This is a genomic window from Segatella hominis (genome assembly GCF_004535825.1).
Classification (GTDB): domain Bacteria; phylum Bacteroidota; class Bacteroidia; order Bacteroidales; family Bacteroidaceae; genus Prevotella; species Prevotella hominis.
On sequence record NZ_SGVY01000038.1, the window covers coordinates 1 to 20,793 of the forward strand.

Genomic DNA, 20,793 nt, shown 5'->3' on the forward strand with positions numbered 1-20,793 from the left:
CGCTTTATGGGGTAAGGGGATTTTGTGTCTGCGACATTTCTGTTGTGCAAGAAATATGTACAATAAAATGAATTTTGTCGCTTTGCAAGCAAAATCCCACTAAACCCTATAGGTTGCGGATTTGAGGTTTACTAAAAATATCCTTTAATAAAAATATAACCTTATGTCTTTTGTGCGTTCTGACAAATCTTACCACTATACAGCGGCTTTATCCACCAAAGACACCTATTCTCTCATTGCCATTATATAGGCAACAAGACTTCAACAATATAGCATTTTACGTTTCCGAATCATAAAGCCTACTTCAATCACCATCGAAGCTTACTCTTATTGCCAATGAAGCTTACTTCGTTGCGCAATGGAGTAAGCTTCATTGGTATTCTTTCAATGTTATTGCTGCCCCCCACTAAATTTCCATAGAACCAAGAAATAGAAAAGGGAAAAAACAAAGCTGTAAAACAAAAAAGCAACCTCAAATTGAGATTGCTTTCTGCGGTGCGTACGAGACTCGAACTCGTGACCTCCTGCGTGACAGGCAGGCATTCTAACCAACTGAACTAACGCACCATTAAGATGCTAAATTCGAAATGTACTTTGCGGTGCGTACGAGACTCGAACTCGTGACCTCCTGCGTGACAGGCAGGCATTCTAACCAACTGAACTAACGCACCTTCAAGATGCTAAATTCGAAATGTACTTTGCGGTGCGTACGAGACTCGAACTCGTGACCTCCTGCGTGACAGGCAGGCATTCTAACCAACTGAACTAACGCACCTTCAAGTAACAAATCTCATTAGCTTGAAGCTCATTTCTCATTTGCGAGTGCAAAGGTACTACATTTTTTTGATTCCACCAATTTTTTCGGCAACTTTTTTACAAGAATTTTTGAAAAAAAATCGCATCACTATACTTCTTGCCATCAAAAAGCCATGCATTCAACCTCGTAGTTTTCTGAAAATCAGAGAGTTCGAGCACTTTTATACATTTTTCATTATGTTCTGGCACAATTGCATAAATTTGATGCAAATGTATCACTTTTCTTCCATAATCCGCTATTTTATCTAAAACAGCAGAAGCATACCCCCGTCCGCGATACTCCTTCCGGATGACCAAACCCAACTCTGCACGGCGGTGAATAGGAGAAAAATCCATCAAATCAACCATACCTATCGTCTCTCCGACTTCATTATCTATCATCAACCGCACCTGCTTGTCAGCAAAAATGTCGCCAGTGGTTGATGTAATATAGTCCAGAAGCATACTTCTGGAATAAGGAACATTGGTAACACCTACATTCCACAACCTGTCATCATTCTCAACTCCATACATGAATTCCAAGTCTTCCGGCTCCATTGCCCGAAGTTTTATCTGAGGATTTTTACTATTTTCCATGACTTTCTACACTTGTACACCTTATTTTATTACTTCTGTATCTGTAATCAGCATGCCAGAATCCTGATGATAGAATCCTATTTTCCTCAAAGGAGAAGGAGCTACTGCAAAAACTTCGAGAATTTGTTCGTAATCAAACTCCGAAACATCGAAGACAACAATCTGCAGTTTCTTAGAATCAGTAATCTTCTCCAAGAAAGACGCCGTCAACTCATTCTTGCCCAAAGCTACAAACTCTGCCAGCAAACCCTTCCGGCGCACCAAATCTCCACATTTCTCTTGCATCTCCTTACTTCCTACAAACACATAGTTCGGAGTCTGCCACTCATAGGTGATAAATCCTAAGCTCTTACGGGCCCTGTCAATCTGCATCTGGAAAAGGGCAAGAGTAGCCTTGGCATAAATGGCAGCCTTGATAGGTAAACTGATGAGCCACGACATACCGGAATAATGTTTTCTGAAGAAGATAAGCATCGCCTCATAGAACACATGCACATAGCGGAAGCTCGACTTCTGGGTACTCTCCCCCTTATAATGCAAGATGGTAGAAGGAAGATAATAATTATGATAACCTCCCTTCAGAATGCGATAAGAGAGATCAATATCCTCGCCATACATGAAGAAGTCCTCGTCTAAATAACCCACCTCATCGATGGCTTTCTTTCGCAACAGACAGAAGGCTCCACTCACTACCTCTATCCTTCCTGGTTCATCCCATGGAAGAGCACTCATATAATAATGACCGAAACGGTGACTGTTCGGAAAACGGGCACACAGACCCACCATCTTGTAAAATGCCACCATCGGAGAAGGCAACCCTCTCCTACTTTCCAGTGCCGCCTTACCAGAAGCATCCAGCATGCGGACACCTAAAGAACCGGCATCCTCATGAGCATCCATAAAGTCTATCGCCGTCCGAATTGTAGATTCTCCTACCACCGTATCAGGATTAAGAAGCAGCACATACTCTGCATGACTCTTGCGAATCGCCAGATTGTTGGCTCTCGCAAAACCCAGATTATGAGGACTGTCTATCACGTTCACACCAGGAAAACGCTTCGAAAGATAATCCACCGACCCGTCTTTGGAATGATTATCGACGACAAACACCTCCGACTCTATGCCCTGAAGTGCTCTGAGGAGAGAATCAAGACACTGTTGGAGATAGAACTTTACGTTATAGCTAACGATTACAACTGTAATTTTCACCTTATTATATATAGGAAGAATAAATATAATCAATACGAAGCCAGAAGACAAATGTTACGCAGAAACATCTTCGGTTTCAGATACACATCTTGCCATGGATGGATATATGAAGAAGACACACAGAAAAAGGATGATTGCCATATAGCCGAAAGCTGGCGACATCGTCTGGTAATACATAAAGGTATTTACCAGCATCGGCAAACACAACATGTTGATGCGCGCTGTGCCCCAAGGTAAAAGAGCAGCCCCCTTACCAGTCACCAACTTGCGCTTGACAACTTTGAAGGCAAACAACTTCAGGGCTAAAGGGATGACTGCAATGGTAAGAAACTCCATGATGACCTGCATCAAGAAGACAAACTCAGCACCGAAAAGCAATGTGCCTGGCTCCAATATTTCGGTTTCATAGAGCAATACCATGAGAATGGCAGCCAATAATAATACCCAAAAGTTGATAAGCAATATTCGCTGGGAAAATTTCAAGTTCATTTTATTTTTTCTTTGTTATAGAAACTCTATTTTTCTAATTTAGAGGTCTATTTTCTGTATTAAAAATATGTTTATCTGAAAGCGAGGAGAAAAAGGAACCTCTTACTGCCCGAAAGGAGTACGATTGACTATCGAACGGCCGAGCGTTACCTCATCGGTATATTCCAGTTCGTTACCTACTGAAATTCCTCTCGCAATTACCGAAAGTTTTACAGGATAATCGGCCAACTTGCGTGAAATATAGAAGTTGGTGGTATCACCCTCCATCGTACTGCTCAAGGCAAGAATCACCTCATCGATTCCCCCACGAGCCACCCTTTCCACGAGAGAATCAATCTCCAGATCAGCAGGACCGACCCCATCCATAGGAGAGATAATTCCACCCAAAACATGATAAAGCCCGTGAAACTGTTGGGTATTCTCTACAGCCATCACATCCTGAATGTTCTCCACCACACAAATAATGGAGGCATCCCGGCGGGGATCACTGCATATCGGACAGACTTCGGTATCGCTCACATTATGACATACACGACAATACTTCACCTCACGCTTGAGTTGAGAGACGGCACAAACAAACTGTTCTACCGACTCGTCGCTCTGGCGCAGGGTATGAAGAACAAGGCGCAAAGCTGATTTGCGCCCTATTCCCGGCAGTTTGGCAAACTCGCTCACCGCCTTTTCCAAAAGTGCTGATGGATATTTCTGTATCATTACAGATAAACGCCAATACCAACACGCAGACCTACAGTTGAGAAGTCTGAATGATTCTTGAAACTCTGATCGTAATAAATGGCAGGCTCAATAGTCACGGTACGACTCAAAAAGAAGGCATAGCCCACTTCCACGCCTGGCATCACGTCATTATAGCTACCCGTATGAGCCAACTTGACACCAGCACCTAAATAGAGACCATTCTGGATAATATAGTATCTACCCTGTACACCTACGCTAAAATAATCCTTGACACCGTCCTTGCCCGAATGATCATAAGAAAGCTGACCTACAGCCATCAGATTATCGGCAAAGAGATAACCCGCCTTAGCCTGAACGCCCAAGTTGAGTTCACTTGAACCATTATAACTCAGATTGAGGCCAGAAAGTGAAGCCCCACAATATACCTTACCTTCTTCAAACTGTGCATTTGCCGACACCGTCAGCAAGAGAGATGCACATAAAATAGCTAATTTTTTCATATCTCGATTATTTTTTAGATAAATATCTTCATCATTCTGATGCCACTCCGCATTCTGAATCATATCATCATTCAGATTACTTTCCACCGATATTCTTGCGCTTCAAACTCTTATACCAGGAATAGAACCAAACCAGTGCTACAACCAGTATCAGACAACTGCCGGTATAGGCCATCGTCTCCTGCAATCCCAAAGCCTGCTTGCTGACCAACAGGAATGTGGAACATACCACTGTCATGAAGAGTGCTGGTACGAGTGTAACCACAAATGGTTTCTTGTTCTCTACCAGATAAACCGTCAGCGTCCATAAAGTAAAGACAGCCAAGGTTTGGTTAGCCCATCCGAAGTATTGCCAAATCACATTGAATCCGTCAGGATTTGCCATCTGCCATACCAGTAGAAGGATGGCGGCAATAAACATAGGAATACAGATGAGCAGGCGACGATGCATCGAATGCTGTTCGATACCTAAGAACTCGGCAATGATGAGTCGGGCACTGCGAAAGGCAGTATCGCCACTGGTAATAGGAGCTGCCACTACACCGAGAAGGGCAAGAATTCCACCAGCCACACCAAGCCAGCTGGAACAAATCATCTTCACGACTGTAGGAGCATCAAAGAACTGAACGAGCGACTTACCACCAGGAGTACCAAACTGAGCGATAAACTGCTGGGCGACATCAGCAGGAACAACCTCTTTCCAACCTCCATCATAGAAGAAGTAGATAGAAACGGTAGCCCATATCAAAGCGACTACACCCTCAGTTATCATAGAACCGTAGAAGATAGGACGACCCAGCTTCTCACTTTTCATACAACGTGCCATCAAAGGACTTTGAGTAGCATGGAAGCCACTGATGGCTCCACAGGCTATCGTGATGAAGAGGCAAGGAAATATCGGGTTCTTGTCCATAAAGGCATCCACACCTAACCAACTCGCATTCAGATTGTTATTGGCATTTGACATATCACTCCAAAGTTCTGGCAAATCTGGCATTTTGACAAAGAGTCCAACCATCAGAGCACCTGCCATAAACAACAGGGAGATGGCAAACAGAGGATATATCTTACCGATAATCTTATCTATCGGCAGGAGCGTTGCTATAATATAGTAGATGAAAATGGCGATGATCCACCACATCTTGCTACCACAGATGCTTTCAAGGATAATGGCAGGACTATAAACAAAGACTACACCCACCATCATCAAAAGCAGAACCGAAAAAACAAGCATCACTTTCTTGGTTCTGCCACCCAGATACTTACCTACCAGTTCTGGCAAACCAGCACCACCATTACGAATACTCAACATACCACTCAGATAATCATGCATTGCACCGGCAAAGATACAACCCAAAACAATCCAGAGATAAGCTACGGGACCATACCATGCACCCATGATGGCACCGAAGATAGGACCTGTACCTGCAATATTGAGAAATTGAATCATAAAAATCTTCCAACTTGGCAATACGAGAAAATCAACTCCATCAGCCTTAGTCAGCGCTGGAGTCGGACGATCATCAGGACCGAAAATATGTGCTACAAATTTTCCATAGAACAAGTAGCCGAGCACAAGAGCTACAAGACTTAACATAAAACTTACCATTTTACTTTACAATTTACGTTGATATCTTATATCAGGTTTTACCTGTTATTAACCTTCAACTAACAAATTCTCCGCAAAGGTACGATTTATATTTCAATTAACAAAAATATTTGTTGAATAATTTGACATAAAAAAAGAGCAACCCGTGAAGATTGCTCTTTTTTGGTACACCCTTAGGGATTCGAACCCTAGACCCACTGATTAAGAGTCAGTTGCTCTACCAACTGAGCTAAGGGTGCTTATAAAAACTTGAAGTTTTTACTCATATTTGTGATTCCGCAAGGATTCAAACCTTGAACCTCTTGATCCGTAGTCAAGTGCTCTATTCAGTTGAGCTACGGAACCATGCTTTTTGACGTTTTTGTACACCCTTAGGGATTCGAACCCTAGACCCACTGATTAAGAGTCAGTTGCTCTACCAACTGAGCTAAGGGTGCATACTTAACGTTTAAATCGAAATTTAAGAAGTGATTCCGCAAGGATTCAAACCTTGAACCTCTTGATCCGTAGTCAAGTGCTCTATTCAGTTGAGCTACGGAACCAAATCCTATTTCTTATATCTTCCATGAGTCTGAGTGATTCCGCAAGGATTCAAACCTTGAACCTCTTGATCCGTAGTCAAGTGCTCTATTCAGTTGAGCTACGGAACCATTCATTTTGCCTTAATTTGTACACCCTTAGGGATTCGAACCCTAGACCCACTGATTAAGAGTCAGTTGCTCTACCAACTGAGCTAAGGGTGCTTTTTAAAGCCTCATTTCTGAATTGCGAGTGCAAAGGTACTACATTTTTTTGAAACCACCAATTTTTTTCGCAACTTTTTTCTAACTTTTTTTATTTTTTCTGATATAGAAGGTTCCAAAGGTATGCGAAACGCCCTTTTTATTCAGGCTTTTCAGCACATACACACCTTCACTTAAACTACTTATATTCAGATAGTTACTACTACTTCGAAGCACTTTCAAAGGCTGTCCCAACAAGGATTCCACCAAAAAACAGGTAGCATCTGCATTTTTTGCACTTTCTGGTAAGAAAAGCCTTCCATCGCTGCATTTTAGCTTTTTTGCCTTGCCCTGTCGTTCCAGCAGAAAGTTCTCAACTTTGGCAACATTCTGCACCGGACGGCTTTCATTTCCATATCTATCCATTGCCGTAACAGCAAAAAAGAGTGGATTTTCATCTCCCGAAAGGTCGAGTGTTATCTGATTACCCATCATTCTTGCCGAAATCAAGTTTCTTGCATCTTCTGTATCTACCGGATAAGTTCTACTTGCATATACATTATTATATATATAAGGTGTAGAAACAGCAGTCCCATCCTCATATTGCGCAGCATTATTCCAGGTAAGCACTACCTTCTCTCCCACCTGCTGTGTTTTCAAATGAGATGGCGCAACAGGAATACGCTTACTCTCCCACGTCATCGCCGGCACCAAAGACGGATAGAGATTAAATTCCTTGGATGTGAAATCGTAGATACCCTGTCGGTTGTCAAGCAAAAACTTATTGCGAAAGAAAGCATGCCCCAGTCCGATATTGCGCAAATGATACATTTCGGAAGTTATATCCCCTATCTTCCACTTGCCTTCCTTAGGATCCAGGAAATAAATTCCCAAACCTGGCGCCACAATCTTGCCATGGCTCTGTTCTGCCCAGTCGATAGCAAAAGGAAAGAACTGTTCGTTGCGAAAGTACATCATCGGATAAAGTTCATCCATCAGACCCGACTTGAGCCAACCCTGCGCATCCTGACAGACTTTGGTATAGGCATTCCAGCCATGACTCCAATAACGGCCAAGGTCATCAAACTTACCGATAGGAGAACAACTCATCTTCACCCAAGGCTTCTCGCGCTTCACACTACGGTGTATCGCCTCAACGATACGGGTAATAAACTGTCGCCCCTTCTCACGACTCACCTTGATATTCCAAGTTTCCGGATAGCGGATATAATCGAGATGGATGCCATCCACATCATAATTACGGGTTATTTCGCTACAAATTTGCGCAAGATAGTCCGCCGTTCGACTATCTTCCGGATTCATATATCCATCAGGTCCGATTTTCCTAATCAACCCCGGAAACCGACTGCGAAGCGACTTACACCCCAAGGCATTCCACTTACCCACCGGAATTGTAACTACCCATGCATGACATTCCATACCCCGTTTGTGACACTCTTCTATCGCAAACTTCAACGCATCATAACCCGGACTTTTTCCAGGAAAACCAGACAAGCAACCATCCCAAGGCTCATAAGCTGAAGGATAGATCATCGTACCACGTACTCTGGTCTGAATAAGCACCGTATTAATGTACGCTTTCTGCAAACGATTCAGAATCTCAACCAATTCCTGCTTTTGTTTTTCGGCAGAATAAGCAGACTGCGCATAGGAATGAGGCCAGTCGATACCGCCAATCGTGGTCAGCCACACAGCACGCACCTCATGCTTTGGGGGGTAATTATTAAAAATCATACTCTGCAAAGAACTACCAGACGTGGTTCTATGCACAGAGCTATCTAATATGGTATTTTGCGCCTGAAGCGACATAACCATAGTCAACAACAATGATATTTGAAAAAAAATACGTTTCATTACTTTTATCAACTAAAAAAATCCATAGGCTTCATTTCTCCGAAGCCAAGAGACCTCACTTCCATGAATTCAACAGACCTCACTTCACTTCCTTGAAACCAACAAGCCTATCAGTCCTATCGCCCGTTCCACGATAATACACCAAGACCTGATACTTATTCTGAGTTTGAAAGTACGAACCCTCCGACGTAACAGGCTGCGTAGTACCATTATCCTTAAGTACCAGATACTGATAACTGTAATAACCCTGTTTCATCAGCACCTTTCCCTCGTAGGATTGCGTCTTTTCATCGTATTCCATCCGATAAGCTGGAAGAAACCGATCATGCGTCCAATCACCATTCAGATAAACATCGCCCATCTGACGAGGAGCCTTCAGAGAAAAATGCACCCAGGCGTAGTCTGAAATAAAATCATTATCTATATTCTCACTGTTGCGAATAAAAAACGACCCCTGTGGCGCTTCGTCATGCACATAGCTCGGACGGGGCAAATCTGGTTGCACAAAAGCATGAAACTCATTGCCATCCCACTTCATCTCATCCAGTCCCATCGTTGTATGATTCATATCAAGCATCTCAAACTTTCGATAGACATTGCCTGCCGGAAAAATCAAATCACGACAATGCGTCCACTGCAAGCCATCAGCACTAATATAGTCTGGCTTAGGATCACACACCGCATTATCCCATCTTCCATTCTGCAACACCACCATACGGAGCTGGCGCTGAGGATCCGTAATTCGCAAATTACCATAATCTACATGAACACTCACCTGCTGATGACTCTTATTGACATCAATGTCAGTATTCGAACGATAGCCAACTGCCACATTCACTTGCGGATCAACTACCATAAAACAAGCTGTAAGCATCGGTTCATTCTCACGATTCTCATCATAAACCATCAACTTATAGTTGCCACCCATGGTGATACGGCAGTTCTCATTTGGAATACGGAGTTGATAATGAGTATAAAGCTGATTGGTATTGAGCGACTCTTCAAAGTCATCAATAGTCAGTTCTCCATTGAATCCAGCAAGGTAATCACTCACAAACAATCCTGCAGACTCATTCCAGTCCGCATCACAATGCACGATTTTATAACAATAACGATGATAGTCATGCGTAAGGTCATCAAAAGAAACCTGTACAGTTTGTCCGCCAAGCGTCACCACAGGCATTGACTGCCAGTTGCCACCCCCAACCACTTGCAAGGTAGTCACACGCGAGCTATGTATCTCTGAACGCTGAGCCACCCCTACTCCACACGATAAAGCAAAGGCCGCCAGCAACGCAATACCTCTGAACTTGTTATGAATTCTCATTTGTTTCATTCTGCAAAGATAAAACAAAAATAGGAAATAGCCAAAGAAATAGAAACAAAAAAAGTCTTCATCCAAAAAGATGAAGACTTCATTGTAGTCGATAGGGGAATCGAACCCCTATGCCAAGATTGAGAATCTTGTATCCTAACCATTAGATGAATCGACCATAAAAAAAAGTCGGTTACTCGCCGGCTTCTATATGTCATTCCGTCGTAGTCGATAGGGGAATCGAACCCCTATGCCAAGATTGAGAATCTTGTATCCTAACCATTAGATGAATCGACCAACGGTACACTCTTGAAACATGTTTGCGGAAGGTGGGGGATTCGAACCCCCGGTACGGTAACCCGCACGTCAGTTTAGCAAACTGGTGGTTTCAGCCACTCACCCAACCTTCCTGATTGGACTCATTTCTGAATCAACAAACATTGTTTCTCAAATGCGAGTGCAAAGGTAATACATTTTTTCGGTTCCACCAAATTTTTCGGAAAGAATTTTCAAGAAAAATGCATTTTTCTTCATTTTTTCACCTTTTTCTCTCCCACTCGCATTTTTACACCTTATTATATATATAGGGAGAGAGCTATATCGGGTTTACACATAGCGAGAAGCTCATATTGGTTCTAATATATTCCGAGAAATTCATCTTTGGAATTAAAGTTCCGATCCCGTAAATTGTCCCATAAATAATATTGCACCAGTATTCGCCTCCGTAATCATATACACAAAAGGACGGTCGGCATGGAAGTCAACTCGACGTGGTTCATCAGGATGCTGAAGACTCATCGTCATAATAGCAGCAGTTACTGCCGCTGCCTTTGTGCCTTCCTCACTCACCTCTATCTTCGCCTTCTGCAGCATCTTGGAAATAGACAGACTGCCAGTTGCAAAATTCGAGAAGTTGGCATTTCCTCCAAACATCGAAGGTGCACCCAACTTGCTGATGATACCATTCAAAGGCAGACTTAACTCTGTAGAGAATCGAGGCAACTTCAAGTCAACCATACATTCGTCCATCTTATCACGCAGCTCAGCCAGCGACTTCACATCCACCTTTTTCATCATCTCGTCGATAGAACTACCCTGATTAGGAAGCAGCACAACCATCTCGTATGAACGATTACCATAAGGAATGCGAACTGCAGAATACCCAGCACCATCAGCATACTGATATTTTGCCTGGCGATGCATCATCTGAGCCTTCTTGATATCACGGGTATATCCATGAAATGCCTCCAACTTCGTATTCTTCTTATCAAACTTATCTGTCCATGCTCCCTTAAAATAGATAGCATTCATGATACAAGAAACCGCATTGGCATCCAACTGACTGATCATGCTTGGAATCATACCATTGGTCTGTTTGCAACACCACTGATTGATATGCTTAACAGAAGCAGAAGAAGCGAAATCAAGATTCTCTACACCAGCCTGATAATCATTCTTCATAATTCCTGCGAATGTATTCTTGAGCTGATACTGTTTGTTGAGTGCAATATAATTGGCGATATTCACAGTTGTCTGCTTATCCAGACTATTTGCCTTCTGAAGCATCATTTTATAAAGAGCATTCAAATCTTCCACAGAAACACCCTCACAACCGATAGTCTTCAAAATTTCCTCACGAGTCTGTCCATCAGCTCCGTTTGCCAACATACCCATCAGATAAGAAATACTCATTGGGGAAACCACCTTAGAATCAAAACCTGAAATTTCATGGAAGAGATTGAGGGCGAAGCCATTGTTCTTATCTACAATACTACGCTGTTCATCCGACAAGATAAGATATCCCTCATCCATAGCTTCCTCACTTTTAGTAGCTTCCATACTCTCCGTTCCTTTCACTCCACCTTGAACTTTCTTACAAGAGCCACAAGAAACCATTGTCATCGCCAAAGCCATTGTGGCGATAGTCATTACACTTTTTTTCATAATCTATCTAATTTAATCATTATACGATATAAACATGTCTCTCCATCAAAAGAGCCATCATGACGCTTTCTTCGAGAAGGCAACCGACTTTAAAACAACATTCCATTAGATTCCTTGCATTTCCGAAAAGAAATTAACCAGCATTAACAAAATAAGCATCATAACATAGCCATAGAACAAAACCTTCAGAAAAATAGTAAAAGAAGTCAAAGAAAACAACTTTTTAGAGCCAAGAAGCGTCTCTACCCCACCAATTCCGTTAAAACTTTATAAAACTTCGATATTTTTTCACAGGAAACATGGCTATAACAGAAAAAAGTAGTACTTTTGCACTCCGAATGCTCATGTATGGGCAAATATTACAGAAAAGTTAAGTTCGTTGGGGCTCAAATAAGTGCCGGCACGTTGCAGGACGCCTCGCGGAAAAACCCGTTTATATATTAAATTAATGTACGCAATCGTAGAAATTAACGGTCAGCAGTTCAAGGCTGAGGAGGGCAAGAAGCTCTTCGTACATCACATCAAGGATGTAGAAGCAGGTAAGACTGTTGAGTTCGACAAGGTTTTGCTCGTTGACAAAGACGGCGCAATCACTGTCGGTGCCCCAACTGTAGAGGGTGCAAAAGTAGTAGTAGAAGTTGTGAACCCACTCGTAAAGGGTGACAAGGTAATCGTCTTCAAGATGAAGCGCCGCAAGGACTATCGCAAGAAGAACGGTCATCGTGCACAGTTCACAGAGGTAACAATCAAATCTGTAATCGCTTAAATTAGGAGGAATTAGAAATGGCACATAAGAAAGGTGTTGGTAGTTCTAAGAACGGCCGTGAATCAGCTTCACAAAGATTAGGCGTTAAGATCTGGGGTGGTCAGAGCATCATCGCTGGTAACATCATCGTTCGTCAGCGTGGTAACAAGCACTTCCCAGGTGAGAATGTAGCTCAGGGTAAGGATGATACATTGTATGCTTTGACAGATGGTATCGTTTACTTCCACAAGGGCCGCAAGGATAAGAGTACAGTTTCTGTTCTCTCTCCTGAGGTTTATGCTGAGAAGACCAAGAAAGCTGACGCTTAAATTTTAAAGTTTTAGAAAAACTTATTCCAAACAAACAACATAGAAGCCTGCATCAGACGATGCAGGCTTTCTTCGTTTCTACCCAATAAGCCCATTTGTACTTATTTTTGTCCCTAAAACAACATTTTCTACCCATTTTATTGCGCTAAAAGAAATATTTTTTGTAATTTTGCCTTCAGTTAGCAAATAACGTTTACCGTGATTAATAATTTTAAATAAAATATATATATCTTATGCTTACACTTAAACTTATCAGTGAAGAGACTGAACGTGTAGTCAAAGGTCTTGAAAAAAAGCATTTTCCTAATGCTCGTGAGGCCGTAGAGAAAGTATTGGAGTACGACAAAATCCGTCGTGAGGCTCAGCAGAAGCTTGACAACAACAAGCAGCAAGCCAACCAGTTTGCAAAGCAGATCGGTGCTTTGATGAAAGAAGGCAAGAAAGAAGAAGCTGAATCCGCAAAGGCTCAGGTAGCTATGCTCAAGGCTGACGCTAAGGCACTTGAAGAGATTATGGAGAAGGCTCAGAATGATATGACCAACCAGTTGCTCGAAATCCCTAACATTCCTTGCGAGCAGGTACCTGAGGGTAAGGATGCAGCAGACAACGTGGTTGTCAAAGAAGGTGGCGAAAAGCCTAACCTCGGTCCAGATGCTCTCTGCCACTGGGATCTCCTGAAGAAGTACAACCTCGTTGACTTCGACCTCGGTGTGAAGATTACTGGTGCTGGCTTCCCTGTATATATCGGCAAGATGGCCCGTTTCCAGCGTGCACTTGAGGCTTTCTTCCTGGATGAAGCTCGCAAGAGTGGATACCTCGAGATTCAGCCTCCTTACGTAGTAAACGAGGATTCTGGTCGCGGTACAGGTCAGTTGCCAGACAAGGAGGGTCAGATGTATCATGCTAATCTTGATAACCTCTTCCTTATCCCTACTGCAGAAGTTCCTGTAACCAACATCTTCCGTGATGTTATCCTCGACGAGAAGGATCTCCCTATCAAGCGTTGTGCTTATTCTGCTTGCTTCCGTCGTGAGGCTGGTAGCTATGGTAAGGACGTGCGTGGTTTGAACCGCTTGCACCAGTTTGACAAGGTAGAAATTGTACGTATTGACAAACCAGGTCACTCTTACGAGAGCTTGAACGAGATGCTTGACCACGTAGAGGGTCTTTTGAAGAAGTTGGAGTTACCATATCATATCCTCCGCCTCTGCGGTGGTGATATGAGTTTCACCTCTTCTATCTGCTACGACTTCGAGACATGGAGTGCAGCACAGGGTCGCTGGTTGGAGGTTTCATCAGTATCCAACTTCGAGAGCTATCAGGCTAACCGCCTCCACTGCCGCTACCGTCATGCAGAGGACAAGAAGATTGAACTTTGCCACACATTGAACGGTTCTGCTCTCGCCTTGCCACGTATCGTAGCAACCATCCTGGAGAACAACCAGACACCAGAGGGTATCCGTGTACCAAAGGTATTGGTACCTTACTGCGGTTTCGAGATGTTGGATGATAAGAACTTCGACTAATCAGATTATAAACATCGATTAATTCAAATATCTGGCTGGGATTTACTGGCCAACAATATTAAGTACGAGGATAACATCGGCTGCATTTCTACAGCCGACGTTATCCTTTTGCTTTTTTATCACGGAACCAAATTATACAAAAACAACTTATAGAGTAAACATAATAACCAAAAATAACCTCATGAACAAGATTATCAAAAAAATACAATATTCAGAGAAGGTATATCGTTTCGACGTAGAAGCACCTTTGATAGCTAAAAGCCGCAAGGCAGGTAACTTCGTCATCATCCGTGTGGATGACAATAGTGAGCGTATGCCTCTGACTATCGCTGATGCAGACATAGAAAAAGGCACCATCACTCTGGTTGTGCAGAAGGTTGGATTATCATCTACCAAACTCTGTAATCTCAACGAAGGAGATGAAATCCATGATGTTGTGGGTCCTCTCGGCAACCCAACCCATATCGAGAACTATGGTACAGTAATCTGTGCGGGCGGTGGTGTAGGTGTAGCTCCAATGCTCCCTATCATGCGTGCCCTCAAAGCTGCAGGCAACCGTGTTCTCTCTGTGATTGCTGGCCGCAACAAGGAATTGGTAATCATGGAAGATGAAGTTCGCGCTTCCAGTGACGAACTGATTATCATGACCGATGACGGAAGTTACGGCGAGAAAGGTGTTGTAACTGTCGGTATCGAAAAGCTCATCAATCAGGAGCACATCGATAAGGTATTTGCCATCGGCCCTCCTATCATGATGAAATTCTGCTGCCTTTTGACTCAAAAATACAATATCCCTACAGACGTTTCCCTCAACACGATTATGGTGGATGGTACAGGTATGTGCGGTGCCTGCCGATTGACCATTGGCGGCAAGACTAAGTTTGTCTGCATCGACGGTCCTGAGTTTGACGGAGCATTGGTTGACTGGGATGAGATGTTCAAGCGCATGGGTACCTTCAAGGATGCAGAGCGTGAAGAGATGGAGCATTTCGAAGAGCACCTTGCAACAGTAGAAACAAACAAGAATAAGGAGACGACAGATGTAACGATGGACGTAGAGCCTACTACAGAAAGTATCGCTGAGCTTACCGACCGCAACTCTGAGTGGCGCAAGCAGTTACGCACTTCGATGAAAGCAAAAGAGCGCACTGCCATAGAGCGTGTTAAGATGCCTGAGTTGGATCCAGTATATCGTGCCACCACACGTACAGAAGAGGTCAATATCGGTTTAACCAAGGAGATGGCATTGACAGAAGCCAAGCGATGTCTGGACTGCCCAAAACCTACCTGTATGGAAGGTTGTCCTGTAAGCATCAATATTCCATCTTTCATCAAGAATATCGAACGCGGCCAGTTCTTAGCAGCAGCTAAGGTTCTGAAAAACACCTCTGCCCTGCCTGCCGTTTGCGGTCGTGTATGTCCACAAGAGAAACAATGCGAGAGCAAATGTATCCACCTCAAGATGAACGAGCCTGCAGTGGCAATCGGATATCTTGAGCGATTTGCAGCTGACTACGAGCGCCAGAGCGGAAATATTTCCGTTCCAGAACTGGAACCAGCCAATGGTATAAAGGTAGCAGTAGTAGGCTCTGGTCCTTCCGGTTTGAGTTTCGCAGGCGATATGGCCAAGAAGGGATTCGACGTAACCGTATTCGAGGCACTTCACGAGATTGGTGGAGTATTGAAATATGGTATTCCTGAGTTCCGTCTGCCTAATGCCATCGTGGATGTAGAAATTGAGAATCTTCAGAAAATGGGTGTAAAATTCATTGCCGACTGCATTGTTGGTAAGACAATTTCCGTAAAGGAACTGAACGAACAGGGTTTCAAGGGCATCTTCGTGGGTTCTGGTGCAGGTCTGCCTAACTTCATGAATATTCCTGGCGAGAATGCCTTGAACATTATGTCATCCAATGAGTACCTGACCCGCGTGAACCTGATGGACGCAGCCAACCCTCATAGCGACACACCTATCAACTTAGGCAAGAAAGTAGTAGTTGTAGGCGGTGGAAATACAGCTATGGACAGTTGCCGTACTGCGAAGCGCTTGGGTGCAGATGTCACTCTGGTCTATCGCCGCTCAGAGGCAGAAATGCCAGCCCGACTGGAAGAAGTAAAGCATGCCAAGGAAGAAGGCATTACCTTCCTGACACTCCACAACCCGAAGGAATATGAGGCTGACGAGATGGGAGCTGTAAAGGCTGTTGTACTCGACGTGATGCAGTTGGGTGAACCTGATGCCAGCGGCCGTCGCCGTCCTGAAGCTACAGGAGAGACCATCACAATAGAGTGCGACCAGGTGATTGTGGCAGTAGGTGTTAGCCCTAATCCACTCGTTCCTCAGAGTATTGAGGGACTGGAACTTGGCAGAAAGAACACTATTGCAGTAAACGAGCAGATGCAGAGTTCACAACCAGAGATCTATGCCGGTGGCGACATCGTAAGAGGTGGTGCTACTGTGATTCTCGCCATGGGAGACGGAAGAAAAGCAGCAGAAAACATGGCAAAGCAATTGTCAGGTAAATAAATGTAGATTCTTATAACGATAAAGCGAGGGGGCTTCGGGTACTCAAATAGAGACACCGAATCCCCCTCTCTTATGACGCAAAAGTAATAAAGAAACTAAAACATCTGCTTAAAATTTGCAGTTTTCAGAGAAAATTCGTAACTTTGTCACCAAATCGCATGGAAAAATCCATGAAATCAAATCTATAGATGAATCAATCATAGATAAAACCAAGTCAATCAATAGATAAAGTTATGAGACAGTTGGCATTATACATCATCTTCCTGATGTCCATGGTTTTCACAAACTATGGTAAGGCGTCATCCGTCCCAGAAACTTTGAGTCTTCCCTTTGCAGAGTCATCAGAATCATTTCTTTCCGAGAGTAGTTTTTCCGAGAATCAATTTATTGTTGGTCAACATTCCGAGAGTCAAGATTCAAAGGAACTGTTCAACAAGGAAAGCCATTCCGAGGACCGACTTACTCAGATAGAACACAAGCAAAACAAGCAAGATGCACAGTTGGAAGATGCTTCTACAATCGCCTATCGCGTATGCAGCAATCGTCCACAGCGATTATTGCCAAATGGCAATATCCAGAGTAATCCATCTGCAAGTAGATTGCTTTTTAATAAAATCAAGTTTTTATCTTCACTTCTAACTGCAAATATAAGTGGCATGGAGTCTTTCCGTATGGAAACTGCCCCTATCCACTTTGATGTCGCCAGCAAATATTACGTCATTTGCCTGCGACATCTACGGTGTTAGTACTTATTCTTCTCTTTTTATATTTTATTCTGTTTTACCGCATGCTATCAGCATACGATAAGGCAGGTCACACCCACCCTTATATTAAAAAAACAGTTCTCTATATATAAGTATGCTCGAACATACAAAGCCAGTTTGAGCATATAGAAACAATTCGAACCTAAAGAGATGGTTCGACATTTATAAACAAGAAAAGAATAAGTAATTAAAGAATATGGCAAAGATTAATCATTTAGAGATGGGTGCCGATGTTATGGCGCTCAATGATATAGAAGTAAAGAAAGGTTTCTTAGGTTTGAGTTGTAAACTCATTTACAAACCAACCAACAGTGTGATTAAGATAAAGGAGAAAGAATACTCCGCAGAGGATGGAAAGAAGTTGGGTAACATTCTTTCTGCAGATCCTAACGATGTGGAAACTGCTATCAATAAGTTTCCTGTATCTGCCATCAACATGGGCAATGTAAAGTTGGAAGCTTGCCTCTCGGATGACCATCAGTTTGTTGCCACCCAACTCCTTTCATTTCAGGACTTCGGTTACAAACCAGTCACAGAGATGGTAGTATATACTGGCAAGACAGCTGAAGCTTTCGCCAAGTTGTTTACTGCCTAAAAGATAATCAATACAAGAGGGCATATTAAAGTCAGTGGGACTTTGATATGCCCAAAATCATAATTCCCCCGCAACTGATGCGATATCGTATCAGCTACGGGGGAATTATGATTTATTATATTCTGTTCTTAAAGAATTCCCATTATCTATGATTGCTTTCCAACAGCCTCTGCCAATTGTTCGAGAGCCTGTCTGATTATCACGCGGGGACTCGCCACATTCAAGCGCATGAATCCCTCACCACCAGGACCAAACATTTCACCATCATTCAGTGCCAGATGAGCCTTGTCGATAAAAAGGTCAAGCAACTGTTCATGGTTGAGATGCAAATCCCTACAGTTAAGCCAAACCAAGAAGGAAGCCTGAGGACGCAAAGGACGGATGCCCGGAATATGCTCCCGGCAGAAATCCTCTACGAAACGGATGTTTTCTTCAATATAAGCAAGCATCTGCTGGCGATACTCCTCTCCATGACGGAATGCTGCAATCGTGGCTATTGGCGAAAAGATTGTCGGCTCATCCAACTCGTTGGCACTCAACCAGCCATAGAATTTGCGGCGGATATCCTCATTGGGAATAATAGAATAACTGCTCACGATACCTGCGATATTGAAAGTCTTGCTGGGTGCTTGGAAAGTAATACTGATTTCACGCGCCTTATCAGAGACTGATGCAAATGGGATATGCTTATGTCCGAAGATGGCCATATCAGCATGTATCTCATCTGAAATCACAATCAGATGATGCTCATAACAGAAGTCAGCCAAACGCTGCAAGGTTTCTCGATCCCATGTAATACCACCTGGATTATGAGGATTGCAGAGAATGAATACCTTGCACTTCTCATCGCAAACCTTCTCCAACTGTTCGAAATCCATCTCATAATATCCATCTTCACGCATTTTCAGCGGATTGAACACCACTTCCCTGCCATTTCCCTCTGGGGTCAGACGGAACGGATGATAAACCGGCGGCTGGATTATAACCTTCTCGTCTTCCTTGGTGAACACATTGATGACCATGCCAATGCCCTTGACAATTCCTGGAATAAAACGAATCCACTCCCGCTTGACATTCCACTGGTGATGGTCTCTCACCCAATCCATGATAGATGGCAGAAAATCTTCTGGCTCTACCGTATAGCCGAAGAGAGAATGTTCCAGACGGTCTTTGATGGCATCTGTGATAAAGGCGGGTGTCTCAAAATCCATATCAGCCACCCAGAGAGGAAGAAGATCCTTTCTTCCCCAACGTGGCAGCAAAGCCTCATGCTTGAGGTCACCACTGCCAGAGCGGTCTATGATCTTATCAAAATCGTATTTCATAACTTTCTTTTTTATACAAGTGATTACCCGATGTCCAAAAACTAACCAAGTGCCTGCTTGATATCCTCAAATAAATCCTCTACATCCTCAAGACCTACGCTGAATCGGATAGTCGTATCCAAGACATCCATACTTGCACGCATCTTCTCTGGGAAACCTCCGAAAATCGTGCTGGCAGGATGAATGGCAAGCGAACGGTTGTCAAACAGGTTGGTGGCACGATGAATCAACTTCAGATTGTTGATGAAGTTGAAACAGGCTTCCTTGCTTTCTAAATCGATACAGATCATAGCTCCAGCCGTTTTTCCAAACTGCTTGACAGCCAACTCATGGAAAGGATTATTCTCCAGGCCCACATAATTGACACGCTTGATTTGAGACAATGTCTGGAGTTTCTTTGCCAATTCTAATGCATTAGAAGACTGCACACGATAGCGGGCATCAAGTGTCTCCAAACCGATAGTCTGCATATAGGCTACCTGTGGAGTCATATAGGCTCCGAAATTGAATAGCATCTCCCCATAAAGACGCTTGGCAAAGTCCTTATTGTATTCAGTACCATAATCTATCACCAGACCGCCCAACGAGGTTGCACCACCGCTTACATATTTAGAACTGGATACCACCTCTATATCTACACCAAGATTCTTGGCAGAAAACTGGGTGAAAGGAATAATCGTAGTGTCTGCCACAAGTGGCACATTCTTGGCATGAGCCACTTCAGCAAGAGCACTCAGGTCTGCCACCTCCAACTGAGGATTGGTAATAATTTCCAGGAATACGCAACAGGTATCATCATCTATCGCCTCTTTTACCTTTTCTATATCTGTGAGATCTACCAGATGAGTCTTTACGCCAAAACGGCGCAAAGTACCAAATAACAAAGAGAAGGTATTGCCGAAAAGATGCTTGGAGGTGACGATATTCTTACCTTGAGAAGCCAGTGCCAGTATGGTATTGCTGATGGCAGCCATACCAGAATTGAAAGCTGTGGCATGAGAGGCACCCGTAAGTGCAGCCACACGACGCTCCAGATTGGTTACCGTAGGGTTTTCTACACGAGAATAATCTGGTGCCTTGATCTTGTCTGTAAAGGCATCCGACATGATTTGCGCATTGTCAAACTCGTATGCCAATGTATTATATACTGGCACACTCAAAGAATCATAAGCGTCTCGGCGCTCATAAGCCACATGGATGGCTTGTGTCTGTTTCTTCATCTTATATAATC

At 43.4% G+C, this 20,793-nt stretch carries 17 protein-coding genes and 12 tRNA genes; 6 read left to right on the forward strand and 23 right to left on the reverse strand.

Going from position 1 to position 20,793, the window contains the following annotated elements:
• Positions 1-493: 493 nt before the first annotated feature.
• The 21 genes from EXN75_RS12300 to EXN75_RS12400 all read right to left on the reverse strand — a co-directional run bounded on the left by EXN75_RS12300 (position 494) and on the right by EXN75_RS12400 (position 11,751).
• A tRNA-Asp gene (locus EXN75_RS12300) sits at positions 494-567 on the reverse strand.
• Between the two features lie 30 nt (positions 568-597).
• Positions 598-671 (reverse strand) — tRNA-Asp (locus EXN75_RS12305).
• A 30-nt stretch (positions 672-701) separates the two neighbouring features.
• Positions 702-775 (reverse strand) — tRNA-Asp (locus EXN75_RS12310).
• Positions 776-873: 98 nt separating this feature from the next.
• Positions 874-1,392, reverse strand: a complete 519-nt coding sequence (locus tag EXN75_RS12315; RefSeq protein ID WP_134844049.1) for a GNAT family N-acetyltransferase — start codon at positions 1,390-1,392, stop codon at positions 874-876.
• A 21-nt stretch (positions 1,393-1,413) separates the two neighbouring features.
• Positions 1,414-2,601, reverse strand: coding sequence for a glycosyltransferase family 2 protein (locus tag EXN75_RS12320; protein ID WP_118118885.1), 1,188 nt, complete (start codon positions 2,599-2,601; stop codon positions 1,414-1,416).
• A 54-nt stretch (positions 2,602-2,655) separates the two neighbouring features.
• Positions 2,656-3,090, reverse strand: a complete 435-nt coding sequence (locus EXN75_RS12325) for a hypothetical protein (protein ID WP_134844050.1) — start codon at positions 3,088-3,090, stop codon at positions 2,656-2,658.
• Between the two features lie 102 nt (positions 3,091-3,192).
• Positions 3,193-3,804, reverse strand: coding sequence for a recombination mediator RecR (recR, locus tag EXN75_RS12330; RefSeq protein WP_134844051.1), 612 nt, complete (start codon positions 3,802-3,804; stop codon positions 3,193-3,195).
• A complete protein-coding gene (locus EXN75_RS12335) occupies positions 3,804-4,286 on the reverse strand; it encodes an outer membrane beta-barrel protein (protein ID WP_118118883.1) in 483 nt (160 codons plus the stop codon). The genes recR and EXN75_RS12335 overlap by 1 nt, the downstream gene beginning before the upstream one ends.
• 76 nt (positions 4,287-4,362) lie before the next feature.
• A complete protein-coding gene (locus EXN75_RS12340) occupies positions 4,363-5,895 on the reverse strand; it encodes a carbon starvation CstA family protein (RefSeq protein ID WP_134844052.1) in 1,533 nt (510 codons plus the stop codon).
• 163 nt (positions 5,896-6,058) lie between these two features.
• Positions 6,059-6,134 (reverse strand) — tRNA-Lys (locus tag EXN75_RS12345).
• A 32-nt stretch (positions 6,135-6,166) separates the two neighbouring features.
• Positions 6,167-6,240, reverse strand: a tRNA-Arg gene (locus EXN75_RS12350).
• A gap of 19 nt (positions 6,241-6,259) precedes the next feature.
• A tRNA-Lys gene (locus EXN75_RS12355) sits at positions 6,260-6,332 on the reverse strand.
• A 31-nt stretch (positions 6,333-6,363) separates the two neighbouring features.
• Positions 6,364-6,437, reverse strand: a tRNA-Arg gene (locus tag EXN75_RS12360).
• Positions 6,438-6,471: 34 nt separating this feature from the next.
• Positions 6,472-6,545 (reverse strand) — tRNA-Arg (locus tag EXN75_RS12365).
• Between the two features lie 20 nt (positions 6,546-6,565).
• A tRNA-Lys gene (locus EXN75_RS12370) sits at positions 6,566-6,638 on the reverse strand.
• A gap of 81 nt (positions 6,639-6,719) precedes the next feature.
• Entirely contained in the window at positions 6,720-8,372 is a 1,653-nt protein-coding gene (locus tag EXN75_RS12375) for a glycoside hydrolase family 10 protein (RefSeq protein WP_246031394.1), read from the reverse strand.
• A 199-nt stretch (positions 8,373-8,571) separates the two neighbouring features.
• Entirely contained in the window at positions 8,572-9,828 is a 1,257-nt protein-coding gene (locus EXN75_RS12380) for a type IX secretion system plug protein (protein WP_246031395.1), read from the reverse strand.
• 85 nt (positions 9,829-9,913) lie between these two features.
• Positions 9,914-9,985, reverse strand: a tRNA-Glu gene (locus EXN75_RS12385).
• Between the two features lie 47 nt (positions 9,986-10,032).
• Positions 10,033-10,104, reverse strand: a tRNA-Glu gene (locus EXN75_RS12390).
• A gap of 26 nt (positions 10,105-10,130) precedes the next feature.
• A tRNA-Ser gene (locus tag EXN75_RS12395) sits at positions 10,131-10,217 on the reverse strand.
• Between the two features lie 256 nt (positions 10,218-10,473).
• Positions 10,474-11,751 carry a serpin family protein gene (locus EXN75_RS12400; protein WP_134844054.1) on the reverse strand — a complete coding sequence of 426 codons (1,278 nt, stop codon included), beginning with the start codon at positions 11,749-11,751 and terminating at the stop codon, positions 10,474-10,476.
• Between the two features lie 448 nt (positions 11,752-12,199).
• Between EXN75_RS12400 and rplU the strand changes: the two genes are divergently transcribed.
• The 6 genes from rplU (at position 12,200) to EXN75_RS12430 (ending at position 18,237) form a co-directional block, all read left to right on the forward strand.
• The gene (gene rplU / locus EXN75_RS12405) at positions 12,200-12,517 is read left to right on the forward strand and encodes a 50S ribosomal protein L21 (protein WP_022109699.1); all 318 of its coding nucleotides are present in this window, start codon (positions 12,200-12,202) and stop codon (positions 12,515-12,517) included.
• A gap of 17 nt (positions 12,518-12,534) precedes the next feature.
• Positions 12,535-12,825, forward strand: a complete 291-nt coding sequence (gene rpmA / locus EXN75_RS12410; RefSeq protein ID WP_118116983.1) for a 50S ribosomal protein L27 — start codon at positions 12,535-12,537, stop codon at positions 12,823-12,825.
• A gap of 233 nt (positions 12,826-13,058) precedes the next feature.
• Positions 13,059-14,351 (forward strand): serine--tRNA ligase, encoded by a 1,293-nt coding sequence (gene serS / locus EXN75_RS12415; RefSeq protein WP_022109697.1) that lies wholly within the window; start codon positions 13,059-13,061, stop codon positions 14,349-14,351.
• Positions 14,352-14,532: 181 nt separating this feature from the next.
• Positions 14,533-16,878 (forward strand): bifunctional dihydroorotate dehydrogenase B NAD binding subunit/NADPH-dependent glutamate synthase, encoded by a 2,346-nt coding sequence (locus EXN75_RS12420; protein ID WP_134844055.1) that lies wholly within the window; start codon positions 14,533-14,535, stop codon positions 16,876-16,878.
• A 233-nt stretch (positions 16,879-17,111) separates the two neighbouring features.
• Complete coding sequence (locus EXN75_RS12425; RefSeq protein WP_134844056.1) at positions 17,112-17,624, forward strand: hypothetical protein; 513 nt, start codon at positions 17,112-17,114, stop codon at positions 17,622-17,624.
• A gap of 214 nt (positions 17,625-17,838) precedes the next feature.
• Positions 17,839-18,237, forward strand: coding sequence for a hypothetical protein (locus EXN75_RS12430; RefSeq protein ID WP_118116980.1), 399 nt, complete (start codon positions 17,839-17,841; stop codon positions 18,235-18,237).
• A 146-nt stretch (positions 18,238-18,383) separates the two neighbouring features.
• On the opposite strand, the gene EXN75_RS12435 is transcribed toward EXN75_RS12430, so the two are convergent.
• Together EXN75_RS12435 and EXN75_RS12440 are read right to left on the reverse strand one after the other, a co-directional pair.
• Positions 18,384-19,562, reverse strand: coding sequence for a MalY/PatB family protein (locus tag EXN75_RS12435; protein WP_134844057.1), 1,179 nt, complete (start codon positions 19,560-19,562; stop codon positions 18,384-18,386).
• 41 nt (positions 19,563-19,603) lie between these two features.
• Positions 19,604-20,782, reverse strand: coding sequence for a trans-sulfuration enzyme family protein (locus EXN75_RS12440; RefSeq protein ID WP_134844058.1), 1,179 nt, complete (start codon positions 20,780-20,782; stop codon positions 19,604-19,606).
• Positions 20,783-20,793: the final 11 nt, after the last annotated feature.